This window comes from Pseudoalteromonas sp. P1-13-1a, from assembly GCF_001401875.1.
Classification (GTDB): domain Bacteria; phylum Pseudomonadota; class Gammaproteobacteria; order Enterobacterales; family Alteromonadaceae; genus Pseudoalteromonas.
Map to the genome: position 1 here is coordinate 15,415 of NZ_LKDV01000027.1, position 15,705 is coordinate 31,119.

A 15,705-nucleotide genomic window follows, 5' to 3' on the forward strand; every position below is an offset into this window, starting at 1 on the left:
TTAATCATTTTCAGGGGCTAAACGTGTCGCTATCTGCGTTAAAAAATTCTCATTTAGAATAACTAAATAGCGAATTTTTTGCCTTGCTATCAACACGTTTATCCATCCTCAAAATAGATCACTTAATTATGCGGATTGGTATAAGTTATTGTCTTACTCTTTGATAGTTAACTCAACTGCGCCATGGCTTAAATCAAAAATATCTTTAATGGCCTGATTAGCTTGGCGACTATCAATAGTAATAACCCATTCAATATTAGCAGTAAATTGTTTTTCTATATTAAGTACTTGATAGTTGGTTTTTAACAACTGCTCTATAGCGCCCTGCATGCTGTATTCACTTTGGCCAACAATCTCGATACTTGGTACTTTTGTTACCGTTTTTAGCTGCGAAAGTGCGTTATTTAGCGATCCGCCATAGGCACGCACTAACCCTCCAGTACCAAGCTTTATACCACCAAAATAACGGGTAACTACTGCAGTAATTTCGCCAAGCCCAGAGCCCACCAGCACATTAAGCATGGGTTTTCCTGCAGTGCCATTAGGCTCGCCATCATCAGAAAAACCATAAACATGGCTGCCACCTGGGTTACCCGCTACGTGGGCCCAACAATTATGACGTGCATCGGGGTACTTTTCTTCAATACTTTTAATAAAGGCTTTAGCTGCATTAAGGTCTGGTGTGTGGGCAATATGCACAATAAAGGTGCTCTTTTTAATTTCTTCTTGATGAAACACATCAGCAGCCGGGTATTTATATTCAGACATAATTAAAGCTCAATTAAAAATGGGGCCAAAAGGCCCCTTTGTATTCGCGTATTTTAGCGCGTATTAGCGAACTCGTCTTTATTAGCTTAGTCGAGCGCTAAATCTCGAGTCATATTTTCTAGGCTGTCTTCGTGAACAATAATATTGTCTTCAATACGAATACCGCCATATGGTTTTAACGTCTCGATTTTATCCCAGTTAATAAACTGTTTACTGTCGGTTTGCGCTAAATCACCTAATAACGAGTCTATAAAGTAAAGCCCTGGTTCAATAGTAAACACTTGGTTTTTCTCTATTAAGCGCGTGCAGCGTAAAAATGGGTGCCCTTCAGGCGATGGCTGGTGCGTGCCTTTATCATCACGCATAAAACCGCCCATATCATGCACCTGTAAACCCAGGTGATGGCCCAAACCATGAGGAAAAAACGTTGAAGTAATTTTACGCTCAACAATTTCTGTGGCAGGTAAGTTTACAATATTGAAGTCACTCAGTACTTGGGCAATACGGTTATGACAATCAACGTGTAAATCGCCATACAACATGCCTGGCTTTAAGGCGTTGCCTAGCTCAATTTGTATTTGCGTCATTGTTTGTACTAGCTCAGCAAATTCACCCTGCTTTTTAAAATCGTACGTACGGGTTATATCTGCGGCATAACCATTAAAGTTTGCGCCAGCATCGATTAAAAACGAATTATGAGTAAGTGGTGCTGTTGGCTCAAAATGCGTGTAATGCAAAATAGCGCAATTTTCGTTAAGCGCAACTATATTGCCATACGGCATTTCGTTTTCGCTTTGGCGTGTAGCCATAAGGTACGCTTGTTGAATATCAAATTCGCTACCACCATTGTAAAAGGCATCGCGTGCAGCTTTGTGCCCATCTACCGCAATACGGTTAGCTTGGCGTAAACATTCAAGCTCGTACTGTGTTTTATAGGCGCGGTTATAGTGAAAATAATTAAGTACTGGCTCTGGATTCATAATACTAAAACCTAGCGCTTGTGCTACCTCTAGGTATTCGCCCATGTAAGCATACTTAGCCTTATCGTAAGGTAATAGTTTTTCAACTTGATCAGGCTGTAGCAATAATTCTATATCAAAGTACTCAGCCCAAAAATCGCGTGGCTCATCGGGCACTTTGTGCCAAAAATCAACGGGGCGGTAAAAAATAAGCTTAGGTTTATCGCTCCCATTTACCACAATCCAACAATGTGGATTATCAATAACAGGAAGCCATGCTTTAAAGTGTGGATTAACTTTAAATGGGTAATACATGTCGTCTAAAAACTGGCGCTTAGCTTGGCCTGAGTGAATAACTAAACCCTCGAGCCCTTCACGGTCACAAATTGTACGCGTACGTTGTTGTAATGTGGCAATATGCTCTGCATATAAAACGGCTAATTTATCCATTGTTAATCCATCTGTTAAATTTAACTTGCTTTGAGTCTACCACTTAAACGTAAAGCGCTCAAAAAAGGGGGATATTTAACATGTAAATATCCCCCTAATACTTATACCCATCGTGTTAAGTTATTAGCCCTTTATTTAGCACGCTCGAATTGCTAAATATTTAAGGCTATTAGTATTACATAATTTACCCACCCATTTTCATATTGAGTAACGGCGCGAGCACGTTTCCTTCTCGGCCCATTCGGGTGTGGTAAACTTGGCGATAAGCAAACACGTTTTTTACGTAATCTCGTGTTTCTCTATAGGGGATCAGCTCAACCCATAGCTCTGCGGGTATAGCTTCGTCAGGTAACCAACGTTTAATACGATGATACCCTGCGTTATAAGATGCCGTAGCGAGTATTTCATTACCTTTGTTTTTCTTTTTCAAGTACTGCAAGTAACTAGTACCTAAGCGTATATTGGTTTTAGGTTGATACAAACGCGTACTCGATACCGTCGCTTTGTTAACGTATTCTGCCGTGCTAGGTAGCAGCTGCATTAAACCGCGTGCATTAGCGTGGGATCGTGCATCGGGTGCAAACGAGCTTTCACGCCGCGCAATGGCAATACTCCACGCGGGATCTATTTTGTTACGCTTGCTATAACGTTCAAAAATATCTTGAAATGCAAACGGAAAACGCAGTTCGACATAATCCCACGCTTTTATTTTAGCTAACGTAAATATAACGTTATCGTGCCAATTGTTTTGCGCTGCTACTTTTGAGGCCGCCAGTTTTTCTTCGTCGGTAGAGGTATTGGTTAAGTAATTCCACTCTCGGCGTGCTGAGGTGAAACGCTCTAGTTCGTAAAGTGCTTTTGCGCGTTTAAAGCCCGGCGCATTCATCACTTTATCCACCAGTTTTTGGTCAACCTCTAAAGGGTGATTGTTTAAATCGACCGGCAGCCCTAAACGTGCCGCCGCTAAAAAACCATAGTAATCGCGATTTGTGGCTACTTTAGCCCAAATTTCTTCTGCTCTTTGTTGCTCCCCTCGCTTAGCATAGCTATAAGCCAGCCAATACTGCTGGCCTAAACTTAAATTATCTTTACCCGTAAAAAAAGCTGCTATGCCTTCCCAGTCTTGGGTTTTGAGCATATTACCAAGTTGCCACTGAATTAACTTTTTGTCTTGCCGCGCTTTTGGCACTTTATTAAGCCAAAAGCTGGCTTGCTTGTGCCCACTTGAAGCAAGCGATAAAGCAAACGTGTAATATAAATCTGCTTTTTCTTCGTCGCTGTAGTTAAACATTTTTTCTAGCTTTTGCCAGGCCCTTAAAGCCAGCGCTTTATCGCGCCAAATTAGACGCTTAACTCCGTAAATGGCTATTTCGCCTTCTTTTGCCGACTTATTTTTATACCGATATAACCCCGCTGCAGCACTTGGGTCACGGCGTACTTTTAAATATAAATCGGCTAAGTAACGCTCGTTTTTAGGTAACAACGTTTTTAAATAAGGCAGTAAGCTTTGGGTACCGCCCTGCGCTGCAAGCGTTATGCGCTTCCATACACGCTCATTATTTAAATAGCCTTTTTTGCGCCATTGTGAAAATAGCGAGTCGCATTCATTTGGTTGCGACTTACCCACCGTCCATAAATCGGTAACTTGATTAAAAATGGCTTTTTCTGGCGCCCCTAAATCAAGTTGAAAATCTAAAAACGTGCATGTTAGCGCTGCGTTAGACGTTTCTCGGTAGTTTTTTATATAAGCGGCTTTTTTATTATTTTTTTCAAGATACTCCAACCATGCTTTACGTACCGGCCACTCAAGCGGGGTATGTTCATAAATGGTTAGGTAGTTTTCTATTTCGCTTTGATACTTAATATTAGGATGGCGTTGCCAATATGTTTTTTCGACATACGGCTTTAGCGGATGATCTAACCCGTTTATTGCTTCTTTAAAGTCTTGGTAACTTCCATAGCGCACTTTCTTTTCTGCATCTAAAAACGCGTCATTATCGATACTCGCTTGGGCAGAACTAAAAGGAAGAATAAAGGCAGCTGCCACAGCGCTTAATAAAATTTTTTTCATAATATCCTTTAGGTTTAATGACCTGTCAGGGTTAATAATTTCCAGATTGGGACACTAAAACAATAATGAGAGTGCCTTTAATAAAATATGAACATCATTTAATTTACGCACTCATGATAATTAATGAGTACCTTTCGCACATTCCAGTACACCTTAGCACCAAACCAGCTATATTTTAACCAGCCGTTTGTAACCGAGTTAAATTTTTCGTTGCATTTTAATTTTAAAGCAAGCACACTGGTCGAAATGCAAACTCATCGTACCAGTCTTAGTTCGTCAACTAGGGAGAATAATAATGTTATATAAAAGCGATTCCTTTGAAGTTAGCTTCCTAAAGGAAAACATCGCCGAGTTTAAGTTTTGTGTTGCAGGCTCTGTAAACACACTATCTCAGCAAACTCTTTCAGATTGTGCAGCAGCATTAAAAGAATTAGCGTCTAATTCTGATATCAAAGGCATGATTTTTACCAGTGATAAAGACCACTTTATAATTGGCGCAGATATCTTCGAATTTTTACCAACATTTACTAAACCAGAAGAAGAATTAGTAACGTGGATTAAAAACGCAACCGACGTTTTTGACGCAATCGAAGACTTACCATACCCAACTCTTAGCGCTATAAACGGCTTGGCACTTGGTGGCGGGTGTGAGTGGGCACTTGCTACCGATTATCGTGTTGCAAGTGAAACTGCAAAAATGGGCTTACCAGAAGTTAAACTTGGCATAATGCCTGGTTTTGGTGGCACAGTGCGCTTACCACGCATTATTGGCGCTGATAACGCCATGCTTTGGATTACCTCAGGTAAAGAAAATCGCGCCGCTGATGCACTAAAAGTAGGTGCGTTTGACGCGGTAGTTAGTGCTGACAAACTACTAGAGTCAAGCCTAGCAACACTTGAATTAGCAATTGCAGGCAAGTTAGATTGGCAAGCAAAACGTAACGTAAAACTTCAGCCACTTAAATTAAACCGTGTTGAGCAAGGCATGAGCTTTGCGATGGCAGAAGGTATGGTAATGGGTAAAACCAAAGGCCACTATCCTGCACCGGTTATGGCAGTTCGCACTATTAAAGCAGCGGCCAACTGTGATCGCACCGAAGCAATGGCAATCGAAAATGCTAACTTTGCAAAACTTGCACGTACTAACGAAGCTGCTGCACAAACGGGCATTTTCTTAAATGACCAGTTTATTAAAGGTAAAGCACGCAAGCTTGCTAAACACAGCGATGTAGAAATTAAACAAGCGGCTGTATTAGGCGCGGGTATTATGGGCGGCGGTATTGCATACCAGTCTGCTTATAAAGGTACACCAATTGTAATGAAAGACATCCAACAGGATGCGCTTGATTTAGGTATGGGTGAAGCATCTAAACTACTTGGTGCAAAAGTTAAACGCGGCCACATGCCAATGGAAAAAATGCTGGCAACGCTTAGCAAAATTAAGCCAACGCTTAATGATGCAGACCTTCAAAACGCCAACATTATTGTTGAAGCCGTTGTAGAAAACCCTAAAGTTAAGCAAGCAGTACTAGCCGACCTTGAAAAGAACCTGCCAGAAGGTACGGTACTTACGTCAAACACATCGACTATCTGTATTGATTTACTCGCAGAAGCACTCGATAAGCCAGAAAACTTCTGTGGTATGCACTTTTTCAACCCAGTGCCAAAAATGCCATTAGTAGAAATTATCCGTGGTACAAAAACCTCTGATAAAACAATTAACGCTGTTGTTGATTACGCCCTTAAACTTGGCAAGTCACCAATTGTTGTAAACGATTGCCCAGGCTTTTTTGTAAACCGTGTTTTATTCCCTTACTTTGCAGGCTTTAGCAAACTCGTTGTTGAAGGCGCTAACTTTGCAAAAGTAGATAAAGTAATGGAAAACGTATTTGGCTGGCCAATGGGCCCAGCTTACCTACTTGATGTTGTAGGTATTGATACAGCTTACCACTGTACTGGTGTAATGGCAGACGGTTTCCCTGAGCGTATGGCACGTGCAGAAAAAGATCCGGTGACTGTTTTTGCTAACGAAAAACGTTTTGGTCAAAAGAACAAAGCAGGTTTTTACAAGTACGAAACAGACCGTCGTGGTCGTCTTAAAAAATCAAGCGATGCAACAGCAGTTGAGCTACTAGCACCAATTACTGATGCACCGAAAGAATTTGATAAACAAGAAATCATTGACCGTTGTATGATTCCAATGATCAACGAAGTGCTTCTTTGTTTACAAGAAGGCATTGTTGCTTCTCCTCAAGAAGCTGATATGGCCCTTGTATACGGCGTTGGTTTCCCTCCATTTAGAGGCGGCGCGTTCCGTTACTTAGATCAAACAGGTTTAGCTAACTTTGTTGCAGCAGCAGACAAATATGCTCACCTAGGTGCGATTTACCAAGTATCAGAGCAAACTCGCAAATGGGCCGAAGAAGGTCGTGTTTTCTATAAGGTGGAAGGTTAATATCATGAATAATCCAGTAATTGTAGATTGTATCCGCACACCAATGGGTCGCTCAAAAGGCGGCGTATTTAAAAACAAGCGTGCGGAAGATTTAAGTGCTCACCTTATGAAAGGGTTATTAGAGCGCAACCCAGCAGTTGACCCTGCATCAATTGACGATATTTATTGGGGCTGTGTACAGCAAACACTAGAGCAAGGCTTTAACGTTGCACGTAACGCCTCGTTACTTGCGGGTATTCCACACTCTGTACCTGCTACAACCGTTAACCGTTTATGTGGCTCGTCAATGCAAGCATTGCATGACGCAGCACGCGCTATTATGACAGGCGCTGGCGACACTTACCTAATTGGTGGTGTTGAGCACATGGGTCATGTTCCTATGACTCACGGTAACGACTTTCACCCTGGCTTAGCAACTTCAATTGCACAAGCATCTGGCTCTATGGGTTTAACTGCAGAATACCTTGCGACTATCCACGGTATTAGCCGCCAGCAGCAAGACGAATTTGCATACCGCTCACATCAACGTGCACATGCTGCAACAGTTGAAGGCCGTTTCCGCCGCGAAATTTTAGCAATGGAAGGTCACGCAGCTGATGGTTCTTTAATTTTAGTTGAAGATGATGAAGTAATTCGTCCTGAAACAACGGTAGAAGGTTTATCTCAGCTTCGCCCAGTATTTAACCCGGCTTCTGGCTCGGTTACTGCGGGTACGTCTTCTGCACTTTCTGATGGCGCTTCAGCGATGTTAGTAATGAGCGAAGAAAAAGCTAAAGAGCTTGGTTTACCAATTCGTGCGCGCGTTAAAGCAATGGCTGTTGCAGGTTGCGATCCATCAATTATGGGTTACGGCCCAGTACCAGCAAGTAAAAAAGCACTTGCACAAGCAGGTCTTACTATTGATGACATTGACGTAGCAGAGCTTAACGAAGCCTTTGCGGCACAATCACTGCCTGTACTTAAAGACTTAGGTTTAGCAGACGTGGTTGATGAAAAAGTGAATTTAAACGGCGGCGCAATCGCACTTGGTCATCCACTAGGTTGTTCGGGTTCGCGTATTAGCACCTCGCTTATCCACTTAATGGAAGATAAAAATGCAAAATACGGTTTAGCCACTATGTGTATTGGTTTAGGCCAAGGCATCGCGACTGTATTTGAACGTGTTCAAGACTAACTATTAGCTTAAACATGTAAAACCATCTTGGTGATTAAAAAGGCGAGCTAGCGCAAGTTAGTTCGCCTTTTTTATGCCACCAGCTTATTGCTGATATGAATAATGTGATCGGGTGTATTAAACCAGATTATTTTTTACTGTTTTACCCTTACCCGTTATATGCAAAACAGTTAACCAAACAGATTAATTGCGCTAAACTACCCGACCTAACCAAGCCGCGACTATTTTTACAGGTAACTTTTTATGAGCTTTGATAACCCCGATCACCAATTAGACGCCATGGGCCTACGCTGCCCAGAACCTGTAATGATGATTCGCGCTGCTATTCGCAAAATTAATGATGGCGAAACACTACTTATTATTGCCGACGACCCTTCAACCACTCGCGATATTCCAAGCTTTTGTACGTTCATGGATCACACGCTGGTGGCTAAAGATGTTGAAGAAGCACCGTATAGGTATGTGGTGAAGAAAGGGCTTTAAGGTTTGAAAGTTAGTTTAGTAAGTTGGTTTTTTAATATTTAACGCATCGTCAAGAGCATAAGCCAAATGTAGGTTGGGTTGAGTTTTACGAAACCCAACTTGTTTTATCCCACCGAAATATTATTCATCATACAAAGTGCACGAATCACTATTGCAATCCCAATATTGGCTTAGTTTAGAATTTTTGACGTATTGATGAAAACTTGAAAATGGCCAATCATTCACTTTAATAATATGGTTATGTTTCACTGGGTTGTAGTGAATATAATTAATATGGTTGTCTAAGTCTTCTTCATCCCTAATTTTATGTTCCCAATAGCGACGCTGCCAAATCCGGCGCTCACCTTTGGCTATTCGACTTTTATTACAAAACTCTGTTGATGGCAGCTCTCGAGAAAAGCCTGATTTAATAAGTCGCCAACGCATTGCGTAATTACTATCACCTTTAGGTAATTGCCAAATAGCATGAAGGTGATCGGGCATGATAACAATTGCAATCGTCTTTATTGGATGCTTTTTTGCCACCTTTGAATATACACGGCGTAATAACTCTATATTTTCCACAAGCAAAGACTGAGATCTATCTTCTAAATTTACCGTAAAAAAATAACATGCGCCCGCCTCTAACATACGCTTATAACGCATATTTTTATCCATAAAATAAACAGATAAATAAGAGTATAGATTAGTTTTGTTAATTGTAATCAAGACAAGTTTACGTAACTCAACGAATTTGATAACCACCAGCACAGTTCTATTCGCCGCATATGTTGGGTTTCGTTTCACTCTACCCAACCTACTTAAAATCTACTTATCTTTTATCACGCTTTTGATTTACGACTGTAGTTAGACTAACTAAGCTCATAAACATACAATCAATAAAAATTATTATTGATGTAGGTTGGGTTGAGTTTTACGAAACCCAACGAATTTGATAACCACCAGCATAGTTCTATTCGCCGCATATGTTGGATTTCGTTTCACTCTACCCAACCTACTTAAAATCTACTTATCTTTTATAACGCTTTTGATTTACGACTGTAATTAGACTAACTAAGCTCATAAATTGATTGTATGTTTATAGCAATCAATAAAAATTATTATTGATGTAGGTTGGTTTGAGTTTTACGAAACCCAACGTATTTGATAACCAGTAGCCCAGTTTTACTCGACGCACATTTTGGGTTTCGTTTCACTCTAACCAACCTACGACATCCTTGTCACAAATCTATATGCCCACTCGGGCAGCTAAAAGCTGACAGCTCCCAACTATTAGCTATTTCTTCGTTATCGTCACTTTTGGCTCATCATAATCACTGTAATCAATGCTTACTATATACGTGCCTTTTATTGCGGGCGAGTAGCTAAAGTAATTATAAATAGTATTACAGTCTGCAAGTACAGATTGGCCGAGCGTTAGTTTTTGCCCTGCCGGTTGGGCATCGCTGTAGCCGCAGTTGTAGCCTTCACTAAAATCGGCGTCGGCTATTTTAAATTCGTACACTTTACCCGGGGTACTAAATTTAACTTCTGCTTGGTAAAGCGCGCCGCCCACAGGCATAAATTGGTACTGAGGTTCTGCGTCCCAAAGTGTAAAGTCGCCTCTAAGGTAAATTGTTTTATCCAACTCTTGTTGTGGCAGCACATCGTTAATAGACACCTGGCTAGTACATGCGGTTAGTAAGCTGGCAATAGCAAGCGTTAAAATTCGTTTCATTGGCATCATTAATTGAAGTCCTTTGTTCTGTTAAAACTAAAAAGCCAGCAAAACGCTGGCTTTCTATTGGCTTAAGCGAGGTTATTTTTGTAGTACAGATATATCTGCAATATCTAAAAATAAGCGGCTTAACTGGCTTAATAGCGCAAGGCGATTTTGCTTTACAGCTTCATCGTCGGCCATAACCATGACGTTGTCAAAAAAGTTATCAACACTTTGACGGATACCGGCTAATTGGCTCAATGCCTCTTGGTAGTTTCCATCAGCGTAAAGTGGTGCAAGTTCAGTGGCAAATTTAGCAACTTGTGAAGCAAGTGCTATTTCTGCGTCATCACTTAACAAACTCTCATTCACATCGCCTGCCGCAGTAATATTATTTTTAGCTAGGATATTACCTACACGCTTATTAGCTGCTGCAAGCGCTTCTGCGGCGTCTAATGTACGGAAGTGGCTTACTGCTTTAACTCGGCGATCAAAATCAACAGGCTTAGTTGGACGGCGTGCAAGCACAGCTTGAATTACGTCGACTTCAATACCCTCATCTTGATACCATGCACGAAAGCGCCCTAGCATAAAATCAAATACGTCGGTTGATACATTTAGATTAGTTAGCTTATCACCAAACAGTGTTTGTGCTTTTGCTACTAAGTCTAAAATATCCAGTGGTAGTTCTTTTTCTACCATGATACGCAGTGCACCAATGGCAGCACGACGAAGCGCAAATGGGTCTTTGTCGCCTTTTGGTGCTTGGCCTATACCAAAAATACCCACCAGCGTATCAAACTTATCAGCAATAGCGACTGCACAGCTAATTAGGTTTGTAGGTAGGTTATCACCTGCAAAGCGAGGCATGTATTGCTCGTTTTGTGCAATAGCTACATCTTCTGCTTCACCATCAAAGCGTGCATAGTGCATACCCATCACACCTTGCACGTCGGTAAATTCCATCACCATTTCGGTCATTAAGTCAGTTTTACTTAATAGGCCGGCACGTTTTGCAAGGTCTTTGTCGGCACCTAGTTGCTCTGCAATGTAGCCAGCAAGTTCGCTAATACGTACAGATTTATCTTTAAGCGTACCTAACTGCTTTTGGAATAAAACAGTATCAAGTGACTCTAGTCGGCTTTCTAAGGTTTTCTTTTTATCAGTCTCAAAGAAGAACTGCGCATCAGCTAAACGTGGGCGCACTACTTTTTCGTTACCTGAAATTACCACGCTTGGATCTTTACTTTCGATGTTAGATACAAACAAAAACTTATTTAAAAGTTTGCCGTCTTGATCTAATAGCGGGAAGTATTTTTGATCATCCTTCATGGTGTAAATTAGTGCTTCGGCAGGTACATCTAAAAATGCCTCTTCAAATGTTGCCGTTAACGTTACTGGCCACTCTACCAGTGATGTTACTTCTTCTAATAAGTCTTCATCCATTGCAACAACCGCATTCACTGCGCTTGCAGCGTCTTCTATTTGTGTACGAATTAGCGCTTTACGTTGTTCGTAATCAGCAATAACGTAGGCAGATTTTAATACGTCGAACACGTCATCTGCGTGGTTAATGGTGATTTTTTCTGGGTGGTGAAAACGGTGGCCTTGTAACTGGTTAGTTACTTGCTTACCTAAAATTTCGCCTTCAATAAGTTCATCACCAAACAAAATAGTGACGGTATGAACTGGACGAATAAATTGTGTTTTATTCGCGCCCCAACGCATCGGCTTAGGAATTGGTAGCTTTGCTAATGACTTTGCAATGGCATCGCTCATTAGGGTTTTGGTTTCTTGTCCTGCTACTTTAGCAATATGTAAAAGCCAAGCGCCTTTATCGGTCTCGAGAGTTTGTGCTTCACTTACCTCAATACCACAACCACGTGCCCAACCCATCGCTGCTTTCGTTGGGTTACCTTCGCTATCGAACGCTGCTTTCGTTGCAGGGCCGCGCTTTTCAACTTCTTTATCTTGCTGCTTAGCTTCAAGCGCTTTTACTTGTAAACCTAAACGACGAGGCGATGCATACCAGCTTACACCTTCATGCCCAAGCTCTAGTGTTTCAAGCTCAGCTGTTAGGTTTGCGGCAAAGGCTTCTGCTAATTTACGCAGTGCTTTTGGTGGCAGCTCTTCGGTGCCAATTTCTACTAATAAATTTTGTGCTGACATGCTTACTTATCCTTACACAGCGGGAAACCAAGCGCTTCACGTGCATCGTAATAACTTTGTGCACATGCTTTTGATAACGCTCTTACACGTAAAATATAACGTTGACGCTCAGTAACCGAAATTGCATGGCGCGCATCTAATAAGTTAAATGCATGCGATGCTTTCATTACTTGCTCGTATGCAGGTAGTGGTAAATTTGCTTCAATTAGCTTTTGGCTTTCTGCTTCACATTTATCAAACTGTGCAAATAAGTCATCTACGTTGGCGTGTTCAAAGTTGTAAGTAGATTGTTCTACTTCATTTTGATGGAATACATCGCCGTAAGTTACACGCCCTAATGGACCATCTGCCCATACTAGGTCGTAAATACTGTCTACACCTTGAATGTACATTGCTAAACGCTCTAGGCCGTAAGTAATTTCACCGGTTACAGGAGAACACTCTAATCCCCCTACCTGCTGAAAGTAAGTAAACTGCGTTACTTCCATACCATTTAGCCAAATCTCCCAACCTAAGCCCCATGCGCCTAGCGTTGGTGATTCCCAGTTATCTTCTACGAAGCGCACTTCGTGCGTTAGGGTATCAATACCCATTGCTTCTAGTGAGCCTAGGTAAAGCTCTTGAATGTTATCTGGTGATGGCTTTAAAACTACCTGAAATTGGTAGTAATGTTGTAAGCGGTTTGGGTTTTCACCGTAGCGGCCATCGGTAGGACGACGACACGGTTGCACGTATGCGCTCGACATTGGCTCAGGGCCAATAGATTTTAAGAATGTTTGCGGGTGAAATGTCCCTGCGCCCACTTCCATATCAAGTGGTTGAATAATGACACAGCCTTGCTGTGCCCAATAATCCTGTAAAGCCAGGATCAAACCTTGAAAGGTTTTAACGTCATATTTTTGCATATTTGGCTTTTTACTATCTGAAAGTAGCGTGAAAATTACCCTCAGTATACCTTGTGCACACGCAGGTTTTAAGCAGTTTGTGCGGTTGTTAAAATAAAAAAGGAGCCATTAGGCTCCTTTTAAGATATGAGTATAATTTTTTATACGTCTAGGTTAACTACGCGAAGAGCGTTCGTTTCAATAAAGTCACGGCGTGGCTCTACTTGATCGCCCATTAAGGTTGCAAACAATTGATCCGCCGCTACAGCATCTTCAATTGTAACCTGTAGCATGCGTCGCGCTGAAGGATCCATGGTTGTTTCCCAAAGCTGATCAGGGTTCATTTCACCTAACCCTTTATAGCGCTGAATGTAGATCCCGCGCTTAGATTCTGCGATCAACCACTCTAAAGCATCCACAAAGTTATCAACAGGTTTTGTTTTCTCACCACGTTGAATATATGCACCTTCACCAAGGATGTTAGCAATGTTAGTACCAGTCACAGCAATGCGTTGGTAGTCGCGCGAGGCAATAAAGTCATAGTGTAATACATGGGCTTTATCAACACCGTGCTGACGAATATTCACAACTGGGAAGTACAAGTTACGCTCTGCATCGTGCTCTGTGCCAGCATGGAAAATTGTTGCATCTTCATCACGTGCTATTAAGTCATCAACAAGTTCTTTAGTCCACTCAATTACTTTAGCTTCGTTAGATAAGTCTTCTACTTTTAACTCGCTTTGGTAAATCAAACGTTCCATTACCGTGTTAGGGTATTTACGTTTTAAACGTTCAATGACTTTAACTGTGTTTTGGTAATCTTGTACTATTTGCTCAAGCGCTTCGCCTTCAATCGCACTTGCATTTTCGCTTGTGTAAAGCGCTGCATTATTTAGCGCAAGTGATGTTAGGTAGTCTACAAGCGCAGGATCGTCTTTAATATAACGCTCCTGCTTACCTTTTTTCACTTTATAAAGTGGCGGTTGTGCAATGTAAATGTATCCACGCTCAACAATTTCAGGCATCTGGCGGTAAAAGAACGTTAATAGCAATGTACGAATGTGAGAGCCATCCACGTCCGCATCGGTCATGATTATGATGCTGTGATAACGCAGCTTTTCAGGGTCATATTCATCACGGCCAATACCGCAACCTAGTGCTGTAATTAGCGTTGCTACTTCTTGTGAAGAAAGCATTTTGTCAAAGCGTGCTTTCTCTACGTTCAAGATTTTACCTTTAAGTGGCAAAATTGCTTGGTTTTTACGATTACGACCCTGCTTAGCTGAACCGCCAGCTGAGTCACCCTCCACTATATATAGTTCAGATAATGAAGGGTCTTTTTCTTGGCAGTCTGCTAATTTACCAGGTAAGCCTGCTAAATCCATAGCGCCTTTACGACGAGTCATTTCACGGGCTTTACGCGCGGCTTCACGTGCTCGTGCTGCATCAATAATTTTACCAACAACAATTTTGGCATCCATTGGGTTTTCTAATAAGAAATCAGAAAACTTTTCAGCCATTGCTTGCTCAACCGCAGATTTAACTTCGCTTGATACTAGCTTGTCTTTAGTTTGTGATGAGAACTTAGGATCAGGTACTTTAACACTTACAACCGCTGTTAAGCCTTCACGCGCATCATCGCCCGTCGCGTTACTGGTTGTTTTAGCTTTTTTGTTAAAGCCTTCTTTTTCCATATAGTTATTAAGTGTACGTGTTAGCGCAGATCTAAAGCCGGCTAAGTGAGTACCACCATCACGTTGTGGAATATTATTAGTAAAACAATAAATGTTTTCCTGGAAGCCATCGTTCCACTGCATTGAAACTTCTACGCTAATACCATCTTCTTCACGCTCGTGAGTAAAGTGGAAAACACCTTTATGTACTGGTGTTTTATTGCGGTTTAAGTATTCAACAAACGCTTGAATACCGCCATCATATTTAAAGTGGTCGGTTTTATTTTCTTCGCGTTCATCAGTTAAAATGATACTTACACCTGAATTCAAAAACGATAGCTCGCGTAAACGCTTAGCTAAAATATCGTAATGAAAATCTAGGTTTGTAAATGTCTCAGCACTCGGCCAAAAACGTAGTTCTGTACCTGTTGTGTCAGCGTCGCCAATAATAGCTAATGGTGCGTTTGGTACGCCCATGCTGTAAGTTTGCTCGTGTAGTTTGCCTTCACGACGAATAGTAAGTGTTAGTTTTTCTGATAATGCATTTACTACTGATACACCAACACCGTGTAAGCCACCTGATACTTTATAAGAGTTATCATCAAACTTACCACCAGCATGAAGTACCGTCATGATAACTTCGGCAGCAGACACACCTTCTTCTTCATGGATAGAAGTTGGGATACCACGGCCGTTATCTCTTACCGAGACTGAACCGTCTAAGTGAATCGTTACATAAATATCATCACAATGACCTGCTAAGGCTTCATCGATAGAGTTATCAACGACCTCAAACACCATGTGGTGTAAGCCTGTGCCATCATCGGTGTCCCCTATATACATTCCAGGACGCTTTCTAACTGCGTCTAATCCTTTAAGTACTTTAATACTCGACGAATCGTAATTCTCAGACATGGTTA

At 41.5% G+C, this 15,705-nt stretch carries 11 protein-coding genes; 3 read left to right on the forward strand and 8 right to left on the reverse strand.

Going from position 1 to position 15,705, the window contains the following annotated elements; translation table 11 throughout:
• Positions 1-153: 153 nt before the first annotated feature.
• The 3 genes from AN391_RS15225 to AN391_RS15235 all read right to left on the reverse strand — a co-directional run bounded on the left by AN391_RS15225 (position 154) and on the right by AN391_RS15235 (position 4,248).
• A complete protein-coding gene (locus AN391_RS15225) occupies positions 154-768 on the reverse strand; it encodes a YigZ family protein (protein WP_055016197.1) in 615 nt (204 codons plus the stop codon).
• 86 nt (positions 769-854) lie between these two features.
• On the reverse strand, positions 855-2,177 hold the full coding sequence (pepQ, locus tag AN391_RS15230) for a Xaa-Pro dipeptidase (protein WP_055016198.1): 1,323 nt from the start codon (positions 2,175-2,177) through the stop codon (positions 855-857).
• A gap of 184 nt (positions 2,178-2,361) precedes the next feature.
• On the reverse strand, positions 2,362-4,248 hold the full coding sequence (locus AN391_RS15235; protein WP_055016199.1) for a transglycosylase SLT domain-containing protein: 1,887 nt from the start codon (positions 4,246-4,248) through the stop codon (positions 2,362-2,364).
• Between the two features lie 295 nt (positions 4,249-4,543).
• On the opposite strand from AN391_RS15235, the gene fadB reads away from it, so the two are divergent.
• From fadB to tusA, 3 genes are all read left to right on the forward strand, one after another.
• A complete protein-coding gene (fadB, locus tag AN391_RS15240; RefSeq protein WP_055016200.1) occupies positions 4,544-6,703 on the forward strand; it encodes a fatty acid oxidation complex subunit alpha FadB in 2,160 nt (719 codons plus the stop codon).
• Between the two features lie 4 nt (positions 6,704-6,707).
• Positions 6,708-7,877: an acetyl-CoA C-acyltransferase FadA gene (gene fadA, locus AN391_RS15245; protein WP_055016201.1), complete on the forward strand. Its 1,170-nt coding sequence runs from the start codon at positions 6,708-6,710 to the stop codon at positions 7,875-7,877.
• A 243-nt stretch (positions 7,878-8,120) separates the two neighbouring features.
• A complete protein-coding gene (gene tusA, locus AN391_RS15250) occupies positions 8,121-8,360 on the forward strand; it encodes a sulfurtransferase TusA (RefSeq protein ID WP_055016202.1) in 240 nt (79 codons plus the stop codon).
• A 120-nt stretch (positions 8,361-8,480) separates the two neighbouring features.
• On the opposite strand, the gene AN391_RS15255 is transcribed toward tusA, so the two are convergent.
• From AN391_RS15255 to gyrB, 5 genes are all read right to left on the reverse strand, one after another.
• Entirely contained in the window at positions 8,481-9,005 is a 525-nt protein-coding gene (locus tag AN391_RS15255) for an REP-associated tyrosine transposase (protein WP_055016203.1), read from the reverse strand.
• A 631-nt stretch (positions 9,006-9,636) separates the two neighbouring features.
• The gene (locus AN391_RS15260; RefSeq protein WP_055016204.1) at positions 9,637-10,086 is read right to left on the reverse strand and encodes a hypothetical protein; all 450 of its coding nucleotides are present in this window, start codon (positions 10,084-10,086) and stop codon (positions 9,637-9,639) included.
• Positions 10,087-10,158: 72 nt separating this feature from the next.
• Positions 10,159-12,228, reverse strand: a complete 2,070-nt coding sequence (glyS, locus tag AN391_RS15265; RefSeq protein WP_055016205.1) for a glycine--tRNA ligase subunit beta — start codon at positions 12,226-12,228, stop codon at positions 10,159-10,161.
• Positions 12,229-12,230: 2 nt separating this feature from the next.
• Positions 12,231-13,133, reverse strand: coding sequence for a glycine--tRNA ligase subunit alpha (gene glyQ, locus AN391_RS15270; RefSeq protein WP_004588055.1), 903 nt, complete (start codon positions 13,131-13,133; stop codon positions 12,231-12,233).
• A 140-nt stretch (positions 13,134-13,273) separates the two neighbouring features.
• Positions 13,274-15,700 (reverse strand): DNA topoisomerase (ATP-hydrolyzing) subunit B, encoded by a 2,427-nt coding sequence (gene gyrB, locus AN391_RS15275; protein WP_055016206.1) that lies wholly within the window; start codon positions 15,698-15,700, stop codon positions 13,274-13,276.
• Between the last annotated feature and the right edge of the window lie 5 nt (positions 15,701-15,705).

Coding starts and splice junctions, on each gene's coding strand:
- AN391_RS15225 (WP_055016197.1), bottom strand. CDS start 768: ATGTCTGAATATAAATACCCGGCTGCTGATGTGTTTCATCAAGAAGAA.
- pepQ (WP_055016198.1), bottom strand. CDS start 2,177: ATGGATAAATTAGCCGTTTTATATGCAGAGCATATTGCCACATTACAA.
- AN391_RS15235 (WP_055016199.1), bottom strand. CDS start 4,248: ATGAAAAAAATTTTATTAAGCGCTGTGGCAGCTGCCTTTATTCTTCCT.
- fadB (WP_055016200.1), top strand. CDS start 4,544: ATGTTATATAAAAGCGATTCCTTTGAAGTTAGCTTCCTAAAGGAAAAC.
- fadA (WP_055016201.1), top strand. CDS start 6,708: ATGAATAATCCAGTAATTGTAGATTGTATCCGCACACCAATGGGTCGC.
- tusA (WP_055016202.1), top strand. CDS start 8,121: ATGAGCTTTGATAACCCCGATCACCAATTAGACGCCATGGGCCTACGC.
- AN391_RS15255 (WP_055016203.1), bottom strand. CDS start 9,005: ATGCGTTATAAGCGTATGTTAGAGGCGGGCGCATGTTATTTTTTTACG.
- AN391_RS15260 (WP_055016204.1), bottom strand. CDS start 10,086: ATGATGCCAATGAAACGAATTTTAACGCTTGCTATTGCCAGCTTACTA.
- glyS (WP_055016205.1), bottom strand. CDS start 12,228: ATGTCAGCACAAAATTTATTAGTAGAAATTGGCACCGAAGAGCTGCCA.
- glyQ (WP_004588055.1), bottom strand. CDS start 13,133: ATGCAAAAATATGACGTTAAAACCTTTCAAGGTTTGATCCTGGCTTTA.
- gyrB (WP_055016206.1), bottom strand. CDS start 15,700: ATGTCTGAGAATTACGATTCGTCGAGTATTAAAGTACTTAAAGGATTA.